Raw genomic sequence first — 19,046 nt, forward strand, 5'->3', positions numbered from 1 at the left:
CGTAGGGGCGGATGCTATCTGCCCCTACGTCTGGACGCTGCTAGGCCCCCACTCCAATTTAAATCCGTGCCGCTTGCGGCACACCACAATTATTCATTCTTCATTTTTCATTATTCATTCACAAAAGTGTTCCGAACAGCGCCCAGGTGGAACAATCGGTGATCTTTACGTCCACAAACTGACCGATGAGCCCCACGTTGCCGTTGAGGTGCACCAGGCGGCCGCCGGGGGTGCGGGCGTTGAGGTTGTTCCGGGGGTCTTCGCTCTCCCCGTCCACCAGACAGTGCTGAATGGTACCGATATAGGCCTGGTGCTTTTCCAGGGAAATGCGGTTCTGAGCCTCCACCAGGCGGTTGAAGTTGGCGGACTTCTCCTCGCGACTCAAAGGGTCCTCCATCTCGGCAGCGGGCGTGCCCTTCCGGGGGGAGTAGATGAAGGTGAACAGGGCGTCGTAGCGCACCTCCTCAATGAGGGACAGGGTGTCCTCAAACTCGGGGGTGGTCTCGCCGGGGAAGCCCACGATGACGTCGCTGGTGAGCACCACGTTGGGAATCCGCTCCCGGAGCGCCTTCACCTTGTCCAGGTACTGCTCCCGGGTGTAGCGGCGGTTCATGGCCTGCAACACACGGGTGTTGCCGGACTGGAAGGGCAGGTGGATGCAGGGGGCCACCTTCTCACACTTGGCCATCACGTCAAAGAGCCGCTGGGTGGCATCCTTGGGGTGGCTGGTCATGAAGCGGAGCAAAAACTCCCCTTCGATGGCGTTGGCCTGCTCCAGCAGGGTGGGAAAGTCCATGCCGGTGCCCAGGTCTTTGCCGTAGGAGTTGACGTTCTGGCCCAGCAGGGTGATGTCCTTGTACCCTTCCGCCACCAGCTGGCGAATCTCACTCAAAATGATCTCCGGCTCTCGGCTGCGCTCCCGGCCCCGGGTGTAGGGCACAATGCAGTAGGTGCAGAAGTTGTTGCAGCCGTACATGATGGACACCCAGGCCTTGATTTTGCCGGAGCGGCGCACGGGCAGACCTTCGGCGATGGCCCCTTCGGCGGGGGCAGTCTCAAAGACACGGCCCCGGCGCAGGTAGATGCGGCGCATGAACTCAGGGAAGCGCCACAGCACCTGGGGCCCAAACACCAGGTCCACATGCTGGTAGGACTGGCGCAGACGCTCCACCACGTGGGGCTCCTGGGCCATGCAGCCGCACAGGCAGATGATCTGGTTGGGGTTGCGCCGCTTGCCGTGGACCAGGGCGCCCACGTTGCCGAACACCCGCTGCTCGGCGTGCTCTCGGATGGCGCAGGTGTTGATGAGGATGAGGTCGGCGTTGTCGCCGTCGTGGACGATTTCATAGCCCATCTCGCACAGCATACCCCGCAGCAGTTCCGAGTCCGCCTCGTTTTGCTGGCACCCGTAGGTGTCCACAAAGGCGGTGGGAGCCTGGGCGTGCTGGGCGTTGATGGCCCGGATTTCCTGACAATATTCCCGCTGTTTTGCCACGTCCTGAGCGGGGATGACGGGGGTCGTTCTCTCCATGGGGAGTTCCTCCAGTATTCATAAGGTTATAACATATATGATACCAGGACGGCGAAGCCGACATGGTATCATGCCATGTTTGTTCGGTTGCCCCGTAAGGGGCGAGAAAAACGGCAAAATCAAAGTATAATAGCCGCAGCTGCGGCTATTATACCATGAGACAGATAGCAAAACAAGACGAACCGCACCCGGGGGATTCCCAGGTCTTGTGCGTTGACAGCCTCAGGGCAACGTGATAGAGTAGAGCAAATTGTTTGGAATCCCATAGGTTCCCCATAAGGAGACTGATTATGCTGCATACTGCCCAACGTCTGCGCCAGGCCCTGCTCCGCCGCTGTGGGGGAGCCCCTGTGGTGCTGCCCGTGGCCGTGGTGCTCCACGCCCTGGTGGTGGCCCTGGTGGACCAGGTGGTCGTCCACCAGAGCTTGGCCGTCCTCCCCTCCTGCTTCACCGCCGGATGGTTTTGGTGGACGGTGGGGCTCATGGCCCTCTTCACCGGCCTGCTCACCTTCTTCACCCGCACCATCCTGCCCGGGGCCGTTCTCACCGCCGTGGCCCCCACCATCATGGTGTTTTCCAGCTACTTCAAGGCCCTCATCACCTCGGTACCGCTGACGGTGCAGGACTTCCTGCTCCTGGGCCAGCTGGGGGACATCACCCAGCTCAACGCCTCCTCCCTCCACTTCTCCCCCCTCAGCCTGGGGTGCATCCTCTTCTTGGTGCTGTGGCTGGTGGCGGTGTGCCTGCTGCTCTACCCCGTGCGCCTGGAGCGCAAGGCCAGCCTGTGGGCGGGAGCGGGCTGTGTGGCCGCTGTGGCCCTGGTGTACGGAGTGGCAGCCAATGCCCTGATCTTCACCCCCATGGGGGTGAGCACCGACCAGAAGCTGTCCCAGGCCACGGTGAACCGGGAGACCGGGGTGCTGTTGGGCCTGTGGCGGGGCGCCCTCAACCAGGTGCACATGGCCCTCAACGAGGGGGACACCTCCCCGGAGGAGCTGGAGCGGGCGGCCCAGAAGGCCGTGGAGCTGGCCAGCCAGGAGGAGGACACTAAGGTGGCCCAGCAGCCCAACGTCATCCTCATCCTCTCCGAGTCCTTCTTCGACGTCACCCGCCTGCCCGGGGTCACTTTTGACGGAGACCCCCTGGAGACCTTCCATAACCTACAACAAGAAGGAGTATCTGGGACCTTTTATACTCGGAGTTTAGGATATGGCACCTGTAACATTGAGTTGGAGATCCTCACGGGGATGAACACCGGCCTGTTGTGGGGGGAGGACCTGTACAACATGGCCCCCCAGGTGTTCTCCCGTCTGCCCTCGGTGCCCTCGGTGCTGCGGGACAGCGGCTACTCCACCGAGATGGTGCACATGTATGACGACTCCATTTACAAGCGCACCCCCATGTTTGAGGCCATGGGCTTTGAGGAGACCTACTTCCAGGACGACTTTGCCGCCATTGACCCCCAGGCTGCCGACGAGGCCTACTTGGAGGGGCAGCGGGAGGGCAGCTTCTACTCGGACGCCTACCTGTCCAAGCTGCTCATGGACCTGTACGAGGACGGCAAGGGGGAGGGGCCTCAGTTCCTCTACGGCATTTCCATGGAGAACCACGCCCCCTATGACAAGAAGAAGTACGACGCCCAGGAGCTGACGGTGGCCTTCCAGTCCGACCTCAAGGGTCAGGCCCAAGAGATGTTCCAGGCGGTGGTGCAGGGCACCCACGACGCCAGCGAGGCCCTGGGGCAGCTCACCGACTACTTCCGGGACCAGGCCGAGCCCACGGTCATTGTATTCTTCGGGGACCACCGACCCGGGGTGGGGCTCACGGACGGCGGCACGGTGTACTCCAAGCTGGGGCTGTGCTCCTCGGATTACAGCCGCTGGTCCACCCAGGAGATGAAGGAGCTGTACTCCACCGACTATCTCATCTGGTCCAACGACCCGGCCTACCTGCCCAGCCAGCCCGGGGAGCGGGTGGACCGGGGGTCCAACTACCTGGGAGTGGATTTGCTGAACCTGGCGGGGGTGGAGAAGCCCGTGTACTGGAAGCTGTTGCAAAACCTGTCCCACACCCGGCTCAACGACACCTGGGTGTATAGTTTGGCCCAGGACGGCACCCTCACCTACAAGCACCCCACCACCGGGGGCGACGGGGAGAAGCTGGACCTGCTGAGTACCCTCCTGGACGACACCTTGTACGGGGACCAGGTGGCCACCCCTGTGCTGAGGGAACGGGGGATCAAATGAATAGTGATGAATGAAAAATGAAGAATGCAGGCCCTTGGATTGGCCAGACTCCCGGTGACCCGTTGTAGGGGAGGGGCTTGCCCCTCCCGAATCCCCCGGGGCAATACCAGGGTAACCACGGGCCGGGCAAGCCACGGCCCCTACCACAGCACCACAGGGGGTGAGTCCATGCTTCCGGCGGCGGGAACGCCCTAAGCGGGTTTTGGTTTCTTTTGCCCGCTCAAAAGAAACCCCCAGCGGGTAGCGTCCCCACCAGGCTGGCAAGCCTGATACAGGGACCGTGGAATGCTCCATTCTTCTGTGATGGTTGATGCCAGGATGGGACAAATCCCGTCTTGACACCTGGGGAAAAACGTGATACAGTGGCTCCAATATGCGAAGACGGAGATAAGTACCCAGGTGTGGAAGGTATTTAAGAGAGAGGATGGTCGGTGCAAATCCTCACCTTTGCCCTGTGGGAAGGCCCTCCTGAGCTGTGACCCCAACGGGAGACCCTAGTAGGCGTCACCGGCCCCCGCCGTTACCGGGTGAGAGTGCGCACATACCCTGTGCGAATTCAGGTGGAACCACGGACATTTTGTTCGCCCTGAGCCGCTGGCTCAGGGCGTTTTTCTTTGGGTCAACACCGAACCCGTTACGCCTAACGGCTCAGACGGCACCTCGCGCCAAAATTTTCCGTGATATTTTGCAAAAATACTCGCCAATACACAAAGTATTGCCTGCGCTTTTTGCTGCATCTGACGAAAAATTTTCTGGTGCGATCTACCGCCTGAACGGATTCGATGCTGCCCCTTGAGCCAGCGAGATATGGAAGGTAAAAACGAAAAAAGGAGTGTCATACATGAAGAACACCGAGAAAACCATGGAGAAGATTGTAAACCTGTGTAAGGGACGCGGCTTCATCTTCTCCGGCTCTGAGATCTACGGCGGCCTGGCCAACACTTGGGACTACGGCCCCCTGGGCGTGGAGCTGAAGAACAACGTCAAGAAGGCCTGGTGGAAGAAGTTCGTCCAGGAGAACCCCTACAACGTGGGCCTGGACTGCGCCATCCTCATGAATCCCCAGGTTTGGGTGGCCTCCGGCCACGTGGGCGGCTTCTCCGACCCCCTCATGGACTGCAAGGAGTGCAAGGAGCGTTTCCGTGCCGACAAGGTCATTGAGGACTGGTGCCAGGAGAACCATTTTGAGCTGGGCAAGCCCGTGGACGCCATGAGCCAGGCTGAGATGAAGGCCTTTGTGGACGAGCACCAGATCCCCTGCCCCTCCTGCGGCAAGCACAACTGGACCGATATCCGCCAGTTCAACCTGATGTTCAAGACCTTCCAGGGTGTCACCGAGGACGCCAAGAACACCGTGTATCTGCGCCCCGAGACCGCCCAGGGCATCTTCGTCAACTTCCAGAACGTCCAGCGCACCACCCGCCGCAAGCTGCCCTTTGGTGTCTGCCAGATCGGCAAGTCCTTCCGCAACGAGATCACCCCCGGCAACTTCACCTTCCGTACCCGTGAGTTTGAGCAGATGGAGCTGGAGTTCTTCTGCACTCCCGGCACCGAGCTGGAGTGGTTTGCCTACTGGAAAGACTTCTGCCACAAGTGGCTGCTGGACCTGGGCGTGAAGGACGAGAATCTGCGCCTGCGTGACCACGACCCCGAGGAGCTCTCCCACTACTCCAACGCCACCACCGACTTCGAGTTCGTCTTCCCCTTCGGCTGGGGCGAGCTGTGGGGCGTGGCCAGCCGCACCAACTTCGACCTCACCGCCCACCAGAACACCTCTGGCAAGGACATGACCTACTTTGACCAGGAGAAGAACGAGCACTATATCCCCTACGTCATCGAGCCCTCTCTGGGCGCGGACCGTGTGACTCTGGCCTTCCTGGTGGACGCCTACGACGAGGAAGTGGTGGGTCAGGACAAGAACGGCAAGGACGACGTGCGCACCGTCCTGCGCCTCCACCCCGCTCTGGCCCCCTACAAGGTGGCTGTGCTGCCCCTGTCCAAGAAGCTGTCTGACAAGGGCCGTGAGATTCAGGCCGAGCTGTCCAAGTACTTCATGGTGGACTTCGACGACGCCGGCTCCATCGGCAAGCGCTACCGCCGCCAGGACGAGATCGGTACTCCCTACTGTGTCACCGTGGACTTCCAGACCGTGGGCAGCGACACCGAGGAGGCCGACCACGCCGTCACCATCCGGGACCGCGATACCATGGAGCAGGTGCGGGTGCCCATTTCTGAGCTGAAGGCCTGGCTGGACGCCAAGCTGGCTTACTAAGACAGGCTATTTACTTGAAAAGACCGGGAGACGTTGGTGTCTCCTGGTCTTTCTTTTGGAAAAGCCTGTGCTTCTTCCCTGTGTGCGCCGGGGTGCAGCGCCCCTGCCAGGGACGCTCCGCTGGGCCCGATTTCTCCCCGATGAGAAATCGGGGAAAGAATCGCCAAAGGCGGGGCCTTCCCCCGCCTTGTGGAATCCACCCCGCGGTACAAGGCCGTTCCTGCGGTGGTTTTCAGGCCGGGCCGAAGAGCACGGACCATACCAAGAAAGTAAAAAGCACTGTTTTTCTGCATCGCTGCTGAGAAAGTGCAGGTTTCTCCTGGTTTCGGCCCTTTCTGGTCCACCCGGCCGACGGCGGCCGGGAAGCGGCCGCATACCACCTAGACTTGAGGCCCTGGCAGGTGTAGCACACCCTTACTTCGTAATCACGCATTGTCCTGAGAAATGCTCAGCCATCTCTGTGACCCTGCCAGGCCCAGGGCCGACTACGGCCCCACCGCATAAAACAAAATAAAACCCTTGGGGTTTCAAAAGGGGCGAGCCCCTTTTGTGGCTTTTCGTCCATTTTGGCCAGTCAAAATGGACCCCAGCGGAGCGCGTCCCCAGGCTGGCCAGCCTGAAAGCTCCATATCATGGGAGAATGCCTTGATGACATACAACATGTTGTGCTGCGCAATTTTTTGAAACTTTTTTGAAAAAAGGTGTTGACATTTTAGGACAAAGTGGGTATACTATCTCTTGCCCTGTTGGGTACGACTTACGGCGGCATAGCTCAGTTGGCTAGAGCATACGGTTCATACCCGTAGTGTCATGTGTTCGAATCACATTGCCGCTACCACCCGGAGAGGCGGCAATGGCCGCCCCTTCGGGACCCAACCTAGCGCCCGCTGTGGGCAACATGGCCCGTTGGTCAAGCGGTTAAGACACCGCCCTTTCACGGCGGTAACACGGGTTCGAGTCCCGTACGGGTCACCATATATGGAGGCTTAGCTCAGCCGGTAGAGCGCTTGCTTCACACGCAAGAGGTCACAGATTCGAGTTCTGTAGTCTCCACCACAAGAAAGGACATCCAATCGGATGTCCTTTCTTTTTTGCGTTCCAGCCACTCTCTTTCCTAAACTATCCACTCGGGGTCAGGCCACCTAGAAGTTATGGACGATGCCAGCACAATATGGTATACTTTCCAAAATAAATATCGTGGGGGAACATAACGTGCATGAGATTTTTTTAGGTGATGTGATCAAACGACGGCGGTTAGAGTTAGGAATGACACAGGAGCAGCTGTGTGAGGGGATCTGCGAACCGATCACCATATCCCGATTGGAAAACGGAAAGCAAACGCCATCTCGCAGCCGGATTAATGCGCTGCTGCAACGACTAGGGCTACCTGGAGAGCGATACTATGCTCTGGTGAGCAAAAATGAGGAAGAAGAAGCTCGGTTGAGAAGAGAGATCAACGATGATATCGTTCAATTCTATCAGAAAATTGGAGAGGAAAAGGTGCAGGTCTGGGAACAGGCGACAAGAGCCTTGGATGAACTGGAAGGGATCACAGACTCGGATGACACGCTTGCCAGGCAGTTTATACTGCGTAATCGTGCTCTGTTAGGAGAGCGTAGTGGGGCCTATCCCTACGAAAGGCAGTTAGAAATGTTGCTGGAGGCCATGCACCTGACCGCACCTCGGTTTGACCCGGAAGAAGTGGGACAGTTGAGGTATACTTGGGATGAGATTCAGCTTATCAACCAGATTGCCATGGTATATGCGCTGACGGGACAAAGAAAAACAGCAATTGGCTTGTACAGCCAATTGCTGAAATATTTGCAGAAGTATATGGAGAGCAAGAAGTATCTTTGCCTGGTAACTTTCAACTATGCCCGGGAGTTAGTTGTAGCCAAGCGATACGAAGATGCCATTGAAGTGGCGGAAATTGGCAGGAAGACATGCATCGATCGAGGGCATTATCAATTTTTGCCCGGCCTTCTGGCGATTAAGGCGGAGTGTGCGTATTTCTTGGGCGACCGAGCTTGCAGCAAGGAGCTATACTGCCAAGCACGCTACATATACAAAGCCATTGGTGATGAACATAACCTTAAAAAGCTCGAAATTGATGCCAGAGAACAGCTAGGAACGGAATTTTCCTTTTAATGTTCAGTAGGATGCGGATCAGGTACGTCTATGGGATTGGGTAAATCCCCTGGCACTGTATCATCTGGTTGTGTTGGTTCAACGGAAGATACGGGAGTGGGGCTTGGTTCAGTAGCCTGCGCATTCCGGGGAAGGACGATCCAGACCGAGAGGGTCAGAAGTAAGGTTGAGAGCAGTATCGTCGATTTTTTCATTCTATTCACCTGATTCTTTTGATTCTGTAGAACTGTTGTAGGAAGCTGTGGAGATAACGGGCTCCAATTCAAATACCTTGGTGAATTGTGCCTTGCGTTTAGATGTCAGATGGTGGCTGACCAAGATTAATGTGAGATTTGGGTTATTCAACAGGCTCTGCTCCACGATATCTGCATTTTTCTGGTCCAGTGCGCTGGTTCCTTCGTCTACCAGAAGAATGGACCGATCATGGATGAGGGCGCGGGCGATGGCGACCCGTTGCTTTTGGCCGCCGGAAAGGTTGCTCCCCTCCTCACCGACAGGGGTGTCCAGCCCCAGAGGCATATTTTTCAGGTCTCCATCCAAGGCACTTCCTTTGATGGCGCACTCAAGCTGCTGGTCGGTAAACTGTCCGCCCAGGGTGATGTTGTCCCGGATGGTGGTATTAAACAAAAATACGTTCTGCTCGATGTAGCTCATCTGACTTTGCAACTGTTGCGGAGTTACCTCCCGCACATCCAGGCCGTCAAAGCGAATGATGCCCTTGTACTCTGGAAGCCAGCCTAAAAGAAGCTTGAGTATGGTGGACTTGCCGCAGCCAGAGGGGCCCGTGAGTGCGTACTTGCCGCCCTTTTGGAAACAGAAACTTTGATCGTTCAAAATGGGCTTTCGTTCATCATAACTGAAGCTGATGTGCTCCAGCGTGATGTGCTCTCGCAGAGGCTCCAGTTGGGGGGCGGTGGCGGCCTTCTCCTCCCCGCCGTGGGTCACATTCTCAAAGTAGGGCTTTGCTGAAGCAAAGGACAGGCGGATTTCTGCAAGATTGCTCAGACCGTTGCTCACTGCACCGCATAGGTTGCCGCCACCCATAATGGCGGCCTGTAAAATAGCTCCCTGAATGGACAGAATGCCAATGAATACATTAACCAGCAGTTGGGTGGCAACGATAAAGAAACCCATTACGCTGTTGACATAGCTGGCGATGGTCTTTTGATGACAGGCGGGCTGTTCCATCTCCCGACTGGCATTGTCACATTGCCGGAGAAAGCGGTCAGACAGCCCAAAGAACCGGAGGACATCGAAGCCGCCTAACAGGTCCTTCAGTTTTCCAGTGGCGGCGGCCTGAGCATCGGCAGTCTTTTTGCCCAATTCTTCCAGCTTTTTCTCGAAGAGTTTGGGCAGGACCATGAGAATGACAAAACTGAACAGAGACGCTACCAGCAAAGACCAGTGGAGAGAGGCCAGGGCTATGATGGCCCACACCACTTGCGAGGCCAGACCTACGCCTTGAAAGAACGGCTCCCATGCTAGCGACTCCACCTTGTTGGTATAGTTGGTCATCCAGGCCAAATAGGTACCGTTATCCTGGGCGTGAAATTCCCCATAACTCTTGTGCAGCAGAGAGTGGGCTACATCGTGGCGGTATTGGTTGTTCATGGCCATCACAGCCTGGTACTGAACCTTGGTCTGGAGACTTCTGACCAGGAAATACAAGGTCCAGCCCAGCCCGGTGATACCAAGCCAGGTGAGGAAATACCGGATGTCCCGGTCAATAATTCCCTGAAACATCTGCATCATCAACAGGTTTAGGCTGACGTGAATGCCATAGGTAATGACCTGTAAAAAGGCTGCAAGGCTGTTAATTCTCCAGAATTTTTTGAGATAATATGTCATAGTGATCTCCTTTGGCATTCTGTCGCTGTTTTTTGATACGTGTGGATCATTGATAGGCACAAATATAGTTGCAATTGGAAGCTCCATAGAGAACGGTATTCCTCTTGCAGCTCAAATTGAGACAACTGAGTGCCTGGGCGCAAGATACACATTCTATGGGGTTCTTTTCGGTAAGAACCTCCATGTGTAACGCTCCTTTCTTTTGTTAGTGCAACACAAAGCTGTACTTTGTGTCGCTGAAGAAATCATATAATTTTTTCCCCCAATGCACCATATCGTTTCATGTTAATTTCTAGTATCTCATAACGATGACTCCAATAGCTTGAGGCTTGGAAAATCCACATTTCTAGAGAGGAAATTTCTCTTCCCACTACAAGGTCGCTGACCCAAATGCGAAAGCCGTGGGTTTCTCTGCTTTACCCGTGCGACTCTCCGCACAGCATTCCTTTCTGTAAATAAATGCTGAATGAGTAAAATGGTCATCCCTTGACTTTTATGGCCATTATGGCTATCATGTAAGAAGCAAAGGAACAGACAGCCACAAGATGGTCTGTCGCAACGGTGAAGCACGGTGTCGGTCCAGTTTCGGTGCAGTGTGGAGTTTTATGAGGGGTTGTGCAACAACCACAGACTGGATAGCCGAAAGGCGAAAGAAAATGCTAAAAGGACTCTGCGTGTGGGAACACAGGCAGAGTCCTTTTAAACTCGGATGGGAGGTCCCTATGAAATTCTCTTCCCTTTGGCGCAAACACGCGGTAATCGTCCTGCTGCTGGCGGTGATTGCCCTGGTGGCCTGCTTCTACCAGACCCAAAAGGTGGGTTTCCACGAGGACGAGGTGTACACCATCGCCTCCGCCGTCAACCCCGGCAACGGCCTGCTCACCGCCTACGAGGACAACCTTATGCCGGAACACGGCACCCCCGTGTGGAAAACCTCCCAAGAAGTGCGGGATTTTGTCACCCTCAACCCGGAAAGCTACTTCAACCACATGAAATTTTTACCGGAAATGATGATCTACGACCACTCCCTCATGCTCAACACCACCCGGGGGGAGTTGGACGTGTTGGCAGATGACCCGATGTTGGAACGGGGGGGCGTCTGGTGGTGTCTTTGCCTGTCTATCTGGACCATTCCGCCCTGTTGGAGCAAATTTCCCAATCCACCGGGTTCCATCAGGTCACCACCCTGTGTACCAGCCCCGACGGCCCCAGGGACCGGGAGGTTAAGGCAAATCTGTACCTGGTTTCCCGCTGAATTCCCATTTTTTCCACGCAGTCGCCTCCAAATGGAGGCGGATGCGTGTTTTTTGTAAAATTCAATTCCAATTCCTTCCTCGCTTATCGGCGTTTTTTTGAAGCCGGTTCAGCGCTTTTGCCAAAAAATGGCCCAAATGTTTTGTGCTGTTTGTCAATTGTAAATTGTATAGGCCAGTGGGATAATCTAGAGTGAAAATTTTCCACACAAATGTGGAATGTCTATTCAGTAAAAATTCCGACACCGGAAAGGGGTGGAGCGTCGCAGCAAACATCTTGTCATCCCAGCGCCTCTATACTATGAAGAGAAAGGACGGAAAACACCCATGCGAAATCGCAACAAACGAGTGGTATCCACTGGTTTGGCCCTGAGCATGCTGCTGAGTATGATTCCCCTTCATACCATGGCAGCCGAGCCGGGCAACACCCAGGCTGGGTACAAGGACCCCTGGAACGCCTCCGCCTCCATTCCCGTGCTGGAGAAGAAAGACGCCATCACCTCTCCCACCTTTACTTATAAGGAGTGGACCGGTGAGGACGGCAACGAGGACGTGTTTGCAGTCAACCGGGAGGAGGCCAGCATGTTCGCCACCTCCAGCGTCATCTACGACAGCGTGGATGCCGCTCTGGACAGCGCCATCAACTTCAACAAGGAGGCCTCCGGCTACGTGCAGTACCTCACCGGTAAGAACGATGCCGACTGGTCCCTGCGCGTGGTGAAGAACGACACCATCGCCAAGGAGAGCTACGCCAACTTCTACGAGACCGACTACACCCCCGATGACTCCTGGAGCAGCGGGCTCCAGCTGCCCGCCAGCTGGACCTATTGGGGTCTGGACTATCCCATCTACACCAATACCCAGGTGCCCTGGCAGGAGGACAACACCAGCAGCGACACCGCTCCTCTGGCCCCGGTCAACTACAACCCCGTGGGTATGTACCGCAAGACCTTTACCCTGGATGAGGGCCTGTCCACTCTGAAAGAGAGGAACGGCCGCATCTACCTGAACTTCCAGGGCGTGGAGGCTGCCTACTATGTGTACCTCAACGGCCACGCCGTGGGTTACAGCGAGGACACCTACGCCCCCCACAGCTTCGACATCACCGACTACCTGGTGGACGGCGAGAACCTGCTGGCTGTGGAAGTACATAAGTTCTGCGACGGCACTTGGTTCGAGCTGCAGGACATGTTCAAGGACGGCGGCATCTTCCGTGACGTGTACGTCTACGGCGCCCCTCAGGTGCACCTCAACGACTACTTCGTCACCACCGACCTGGACGAGACCTATGAGAACGCCAACCTGGATTTGAGCGTCACCGTGGAGAACGAGTCCGCCCAGGCCGCCTCCGGCTACAAGGTGGACGTGCGTGTGTACAACGAGGACGGCTCCATGTTCGTCAACGGCATGACCGCCGAGGTGCCCACCATTGATGCGGGCTCCAGCCAGACCGTGGACCTGTCCAAGTACGTGCAGGACCCCGAGCTGTGGAGCGCGGAGCACCCCAACCTGTACTACCTGGTGGTGAGCCTCTACAAGGACGGCGGCGCCTACCTGGGCTCCATGTCCCAGCAGCTGGGCTTCCGTGAGATCGAGTTCACCCGCACGGAGGTGGATGGGAGCGGCAACCGCACCACGCAGGACAGCGAGTACAAGCCCATCACCATCAACGGTCAGCCTCTGGTGTTCCGCGGCACCAACCGCCACGACACCGACCCCGTGTACGGCAAGGCCGTGAGCAAGGAGGTCATGGAGAAGGACGTTGAGCTGATGAAGCAGTACAACCTCAACGCCATCCGTACCTCTCACTACTCCAACGACGACTATCTGTACTATCTGTGCAACAAGTACGGCCTGTACATGATGGCCGAGACCAACCTGGAGTCCCACCAGCTGATGAACAACGAGGGCAAGCAGGTGCTCTTCAAGGAGCTGGCTATGGACCGCACTGTGACCACCTTCAACCGTTTGAAGAACGTCAGCGCCATCGTGTCCTGGTCCACCGGCAACGAGAACTACTACAAGAGCAACGCCAACTATGCCGACTACATGTTCTATGATCTGATCTGGTACTTCAAGGACAACGATCCCACCCGTCCGGTGCACTCCGAGAGCTCCAACAAGGCCAACGGCACCGACATGGGCTCCAACATGTATCCCTCCGTGTCCACCATCCAGGGTGAGGCCCGCAACAACATGCCCTACGTGATGTGCGAGTACGACCACGCCATGGGCAACGCCGTGGGCAGCATCAAGGAGTACTGGGATGCCGTCCGTTCCGGCGACAACATGCTGGGCGGCTTCATCTGGGACTGGGTGGACCAGGCCCGTGTGGTCACCTATCCCACCAGCTATGAGCTGGCCGACTATCCCGGCAGCGTGGCCGGCGCCCAGAGTGTCAACAAGGAGCCCGGCGAGGGCGCTTTGTCCGACACCAGCCTGGTCAACGGCTATGTGGGCTTTGAGGACACCGACGGGGCCTACAACGCCGCTCTGTCCGGCGACCGCAAGGCCTTCACCGTGGAAGTCATTCTCAAGCCCACCGAGTTCAAGGCCAACGAGGTCTTCGCCGCCAAGGGCGACAAGCAGTTCGCTCTGAAGCTCAACGGCGACAACAACCTGGAGTTCTTCGTCTACAACGGCAGCTGGAACTCCCTGGTGGTGGAGCAGTCCAAGCTGGGCGACGACTTTTTGAACAACTGGCACCAGCTGGTTGCCACCTATGACAACGGCACCATGAAGGTGTACCTGGACGGCCAGGAGATCGGCTCCAAGTCCGGCCCCACCTCCATCTCCTCCTCCGGCGCCCTGCTGAGCCTGGGCTACCAGAGCGATTACAGCGGACGTCAGTTCGCCGGCGAGATCTCCATGGGCCGCTTCTACAACGTGGCTCTGACCCAGGACGAGATCCGTGCCCAGAACTCCGCCACGCCTGCCATCGGCAAGGACGACGAGCGCGTCCTGCTGTGGGCTGAGATGAGCAGCATCCAGGAGAAGGAAGACGGCACCTACAACTACTATGCTCAGGATTATGCCTACTACAACGAGGAAATCTATGGCCAGGCCCTGGACGGCAAGTTCTTCGGCTACGGCGGCGACACTGGCGACTGGCGCAACAACTCCGGCAACTTCTGCCAGAACGGTCTGGTCACTCCCGACCGTGTGGCTCAGCCCGAGCTGGAGGAAGTGAAGTACCAGTATCAGAGCCTGTGGTTCACCGCCTCTGAGGCCGATCTGATGAGCGGCCAGGTGCAGGTGAAGAACGAGAACGGCTTCACCAACCTCAACGAGTACCATGTGGTGTGGCAGCTGATGGAGAGCGGCACCGTCATCGGCGAGGGCACCGTCAACGCCGACGTGGCTCCCCAGACCACTCAGACCATCACCATCCCCTATGCTCAGTACATGCCCAAGGAGACCAAGGACGGCGCTGAGTACTACCTGAACATCTCCGTGCAGCTCAAGAGCGACACCCTGTGGGCCCCTGCTGGCCACGAGGTTGCCCATGAGCAGTTCCAGGTGCCTGCCAACGTGGAGCAGGTGGCCCTGACTCCCTCCGCCAACGAAGTGGTGGTGGACGACTCCGCTGAGGACGTCATCGCCATCACCGGTGAGGGCTTCTCCTTCAACATCGACAAGGCCAGCGGCGCCATCTCCAACTATGTGTACAACGGCGAGACCCTGCTGACCCAGGGCCCTGTCCCCAACTTCTGGCGCGCTCCTGTCAACAACGACAACGGTAACTTCGACTGGGCCTGGCAGAATGCTGGCAAGGACGCCCAGGTCTCCGGTGACATCCAGGTCATCCAGGCCAATGGTTTCACCTCCATCGCCTTCACCCAGACCTTCCCCAACATGAACGGCCTGTCTCAGACCGTGGTCTACACCGTGGACGGCTCCGGTGCTGTCACTCTGGACCTCACCGTGGACGCCACCAAGACCAGCACCAGCCGCAGCCGCTTCATGCGCATCGGCACCACCATGGTCCTGCCTGAGGGCTATGAGAACGTCAGCTGGTACGGCAACGGCCCCGTGGAGGCCATGTGGGACCGTGAGTCCTTCGCCCGTGTGGGTGAGTACTCCTCCACCGTCAACGAGCTGTTCTTCCCCTACCTGGACACCGAGGACACCGGCACCCTGACTGGGGTGAAGTGGTTCACCGTCACCAATGACCAGAGCAACTACGCCATGGCCATTGCCGCCCAGGACACGGTGGAGGCTCAGGCTCTGCACTTCACCGCCGACGACCTGACTCAGGCCCGTCACCCCTATGAGCTGACTTACGAAAACGAGACCTATCTGTCCATCAACTACCGTTCCCAGGGCACTGGTAACGCCAGCTGCGGTCCCGACGTGCTGGGTCAGTACACTCTGCCCACCTCCAAGACCTACAGCTACTCCTACACCATGGTGCCCTACACCGTGAAGGACGCCGACCTGTATGACGTCACCGCTCCCTTCCGCACCGCTTCCGTGGTGGATCAGGACTCCGCCGTCAAGGAGCTGAAGGAGGCCATTGAGTCCCTGGTGGTCACCTCTGTGGACCAGGAGGCCGAGGTCAACAAGCTGGTCAACTCCTACAACGGACTGTCTGACGCCCTCAAGGAGCAGCTGGCTGACGCCAAGGCTCACCTGGACGAGCAGGTCGAGGTCCTGGAGACCATGAAGGCCGATCCCTACTACCACGCTGTGGTGGCCGATCAGAGCGCCAACGGCTTTGATGTGGACGTCACCGAGAAGTATGACACCGTGTCCATGGGTATGGATGCCGAGCAGGGCACCTACATGAGCGGTCACTTCCTGGTGGACAACGAGGGCGCCAAGGAGGCCATGAACGAGGTCATCGGCGGCTCCAACAGCTTCACCATGGAAGCCGTCATCCGTCCCAACGTCTATGACACCTCCGGTTCCTCCTTCAACATGATTATGGGTAAGGGCGACAGCTCCGCTGCCTTCCGTATCTCCGGCGGCAACCTGTACTTCTTTACCTACAACGGCTCCAACTGGATGCCCACTCCTCCCGACGGAGAGGCTTCCAACTTCCCCATGAACAACGAGCTGGTGCAGCAGTGGCTGCGTGTGGCTGCTGTGTATGACGGCAGCAACGGCGGCACCATCAGCGTCTACCTCAACGGCGAGCTGTCCAGCACCCGCAGCAACGTGGGTGAGGTCCAGCCCTCCGACCTGTACCTGGGCATCGGTATGTGCCCCGACACCGGCCGTACTTCCATGAGCGACTTCAGCTCCGTGCGTCTGTACTCCAGCGCTCTGGACACCGAGGCCCTGAAGGCGGACGACGAGACCAACCTGGCCCGTGAGGACGTGGCCCTGTGGTACGACTTCAGCCAGATCAACTACACCACCACCACCGAGGTGGAAGTGGTGGAGGACCTGCCCGCCTACACCTACCTGGGTGAGAAGCCCGCCCTGCCCGACGCCATCTCCGTGTCCGTCAACGGCGGCGAGCCCTTCGACATGAACGTGACCTGGAACCTGGACAACCTGAACCTGGACCAGGTGGGCACCTATGAGATCTCCGGCTCCCTGGCCAATGGCCAGACTGTGAAGCACACCATGGCTGTGGTGCCCGACGACGTGGTCTACTTCGTGGACTCCGGCGCCACCAACTTCACCTCTCTGGGTCAGATTCTGGTGGACGCCAACCAGGACACCATCCGCAATGCTGACGCCGACGTGGCCTACACCGCCGAGAACGGCTGGGGCTACCTCAACGGCGAGAACACCGGCACCGACAACGGCAGCACTGGTTCCGCTTACGACACCCTGCGCCACATGACCAAGGAGGCCACCGGCAAGTCCCTGAGCTATCAGTTCGACGGCCTGAAGGCTGGCACCTACAACGTGTATGTGGGCTATCAGGATCCCTGGACCCAGTGGAGCACCACCCGTCCCACCACCATCACCCTCAACCAGGGCGAGACCAACCTGGCCACCCTCAACGGCGTGGAGCTGTGCACTGCCACTCCTGCCTATGTGACCATGGAGAACGTGGAAGTGGCTGCGGATGGCACCGTCACCCTGACCCTGGCCCCCGAGAAGACCGGCGACTCCAACTATGACGTGCTGGTCAGCTACATCCTCATCACCGCCGTGGGCGGCGAGGAGCCCGAGCCCAGCGGCGTGAACAAGGGCCTGCTGGAGAAGACCGTGGCCTATGCCGAGACCCTGTCCACCGACGGTGTCACCGACACGGCCAAGAAGGCCTTCGAGGACGCTCTGGCCAACGCCAAGGCCGTTCTGGCTGACGCCGACGCCACCCAGGACGAGGTCAACGCCGCTTGGAACCAGCTGCTGGAAGGCATCTGGGGCCTGGGCCTGGTTCAGGGCGACAAGGACGAGCTGAACCGTCTCATCGCCAAGGCCGAGGACATGATGGCCAACGCCGACAAGTACGTGGAGACCAACTGGCAGCAGCTGGTGGACGCTCTGGCCGCCGCCCAGGACGTGGCCGCTGACGGCGACGCCATGGATGAGGACATCAAGCCTGTGGCTCAGGACCTGCTGGACGCCATCCTGGCTCAGCGCTTCAAGGCTGACAAGTCCATCCTGGAAGACCTCATCGGCAAGGCCGAGGGCATCGACCTCACCGGCTACACCGCCGAGTCCGTGGCCACCTTCCGCACCGCTCTGGCTGCCGCTCAGGCTGTGATGGCTGACGCCGCTCTGTCTGAGGACGACCAGAAGGTTGTGGACGACGCCGTGGCCGCTCTCCAGAGCGCCATGGACGGCCTCACTGCTGGTGGCGCCCCCGAGACCACCGACAAGCCTGAGGTCACGGATAAGCCCGAGAGCACCGATCAGCCTCAGGCCACCGAGAAGCCCGCTGAGAAGCCTGCTCAGACTGGCGACTCCGCTCAGCTGATGCTGTATGTGGCCGCTCTGGCCGCCGCTGTGATGGCCCTTGGTACTGTCACCGTGGTGCGCAAGCGCCGCGGCAACTAAGTTCTTTCCAGACGGAAGAACCCGCCAAACTAAGACGAAAGCCCGGAGGAAGCAAATGCTTCCTCCGGGCTCTCTCTTTTGGCGTATCCTCCGCCGTCAGCTTTTGCCGCATCATCCTGTGCCGCTGTGGTAGGGGCCGTGGCTTGCTCAGCCCACTTTGCCGGGGGCCTGTTCTTCTCCGATGTCTCAGGCGCAGACCAGCGCCCCAGCCGGGGACGCTCCGCTGGGGTGACTTTCTGGGTGGGCAGAAAGTCACCAAAGACCCACCAAAGGCGGGGCCTTCCCCCGCCTTGTGGAATCCACCCCGCGGTACGGGATGCACCTGCGTCCTCCTGGTTTCGGCCCTGGTCCTGGATGGGTCACATAGATGGCTTGGAGGCACGATAGACAGCACCTACTTCTCTGCCGGATGGTGCTTCTACTCCCCAGGGCCTTACCCTGGTAAGCCGCTGTTCCCAGCGATGGGTAGCCAGGCTCCCGGCGGCGGGAACGCCGCACACCGGGGTGAGGCCCTGGAAACAGAGGCACAGTCTTACAGAGAAGGGAATGCTTTCCATAGATGTACCAGAGCATCCATGTGACCCCACCAAGGCCAGGGCCGGCCATAGAATTGACGCAGTTCCAGCTTCGTACCCCAAGGGAGGTCCTTAGGGGGGAACGCCCTAAGCGATTCTTTCCCCCATTTCTCATCGGGCGCATTGTCAAGTCAAGTGCAACACCTGGTGATAAAAGACTTCCGCAGGAGTTTTCCATCCCAGGCATTTGCGAGGTCGAGTATTGAGCTT

General features: G+C 58.2%; 7 protein-coding genes, 3 tRNA genes and 1 other annotated feature. Of the genes, 8 read left to right on the forward strand and 2 right to left on the reverse strand.

Annotation, left to right across the window (positions count from 1 at the left end; all coding sequences use genetic code 11):
- Positions 1–118: 118 nt before the first annotated feature.
- The gene (gene miaB, locus B5F98_RS11005; protein ID WP_087372587.1) at positions 119–1,531 is read right to left on the reverse strand and encodes a tRNA (N6-isopentenyl adenosine(37)-C2)-methylthiotransferase MiaB; all 1,413 of its coding nucleotides are present in this window, start codon (positions 1,529–1,531) and stop codon (positions 119–121) included.
- A gap of 290 nt (positions 1,532–1,821) precedes the next feature.
- On the opposite strand from miaB, the gene B5F98_RS11010 reads away from it, so the two are divergent.
- From B5F98_RS11010 to B5F98_RS11035, 6 genes are all read left to right on the forward strand, one after another.
- Positions 1,822–3,777, forward strand: a complete 1,956-nt coding sequence (locus B5F98_RS11010) for an LTA synthase family protein (protein ID WP_087372590.1) — start codon at positions 1,822–1,824, stop codon at positions 3,775–3,777.
- Positions 3,778–4,146: 369 nt separating this feature from the next.
- Positions 4,147–4,369 (forward strand) — a binding site (T-box leader).
- Positions 4,370–4,618: 249 nt separating this feature from the next.
- Positions 4,619–6,049 carry a glycine--tRNA ligase gene (locus B5F98_RS11015; RefSeq protein ID WP_087372592.1) on the forward strand — a complete coding sequence of 477 codons (1,431 nt, stop codon included), beginning with the start codon at positions 4,619–4,621 and terminating at the stop codon, positions 6,047–6,049.
- A gap of 761 nt (positions 6,050–6,810) precedes the next feature.
- Positions 6,811–6,887: transfer RNA gene (locus B5F98_RS11020), tRNA-Met, on the forward strand.
- A 62-nt stretch (positions 6,888–6,949) separates the two neighbouring features.
- Positions 6,950–7,024: transfer RNA gene (locus tag B5F98_RS11025), tRNA-Glu, on the forward strand.
- Between the two features lie 5 nt (positions 7,025–7,029).
- A tRNA-Val gene (locus B5F98_RS11030) sits at positions 7,030–7,105 on the forward strand.
- A 102-nt stretch (positions 7,106–7,207) separates the two neighbouring features.
- Positions 7,208–8,197 (forward strand): helix-turn-helix domain-containing protein, encoded by a 990-nt coding sequence (locus B5F98_RS11035; RefSeq protein ID WP_087232998.1) that lies wholly within the window; start codon positions 7,208–7,210, stop codon positions 8,195–8,197.
- A gap of 195 nt (positions 8,198–8,392) precedes the next feature.
- Here B5F98_RS11035 and B5F98_RS11040 read toward each other — a convergent pair whose 3' ends face one another.
- Positions 8,393–10,045 (reverse strand): ABC transporter ATP-binding protein, encoded by a 1,653-nt coding sequence (locus tag B5F98_RS11040; protein WP_087233000.1) that lies wholly within the window; start codon positions 10,043–10,045, stop codon positions 8,393–8,395.
- 722 nt (positions 10,046–10,767) lie between these two features.
- On the opposite strand from B5F98_RS11040, the gene B5F98_RS11045 reads away from it, so the two are divergent.
- Both B5F98_RS11045 and B5F98_RS11050 read left to right on the forward strand, forming a co-directional pair.
- Entirely contained in the window at positions 10,768–11,358 is a 591-nt protein-coding gene (locus tag B5F98_RS11045; protein ID WP_087372595.1) for a hypothetical protein, read from the forward strand.
- 267 nt (positions 11,359–11,625) lie between these two features.
- The gene (locus B5F98_RS11050) at positions 11,626–18,261 is read left to right on the forward strand and encodes a glycoside hydrolase family 2 TIM barrel-domain containing protein (RefSeq protein WP_087372598.1); all 6,636 of its coding nucleotides are present in this window, start codon (positions 11,626–11,628) and stop codon (positions 18,259–18,261) included.
- Positions 18,262–19,046: the final 785 nt, after the last annotated feature.

The organism is Pseudoflavonifractor sp. An44, assembly GCF_002161675.1.
GTDB classification, from domain to species: domain Bacteria; phylum Bacillota; class Clostridia; order Oscillospirales; family Oscillospiraceae; genus Enterenecus; species Enterenecus faecium.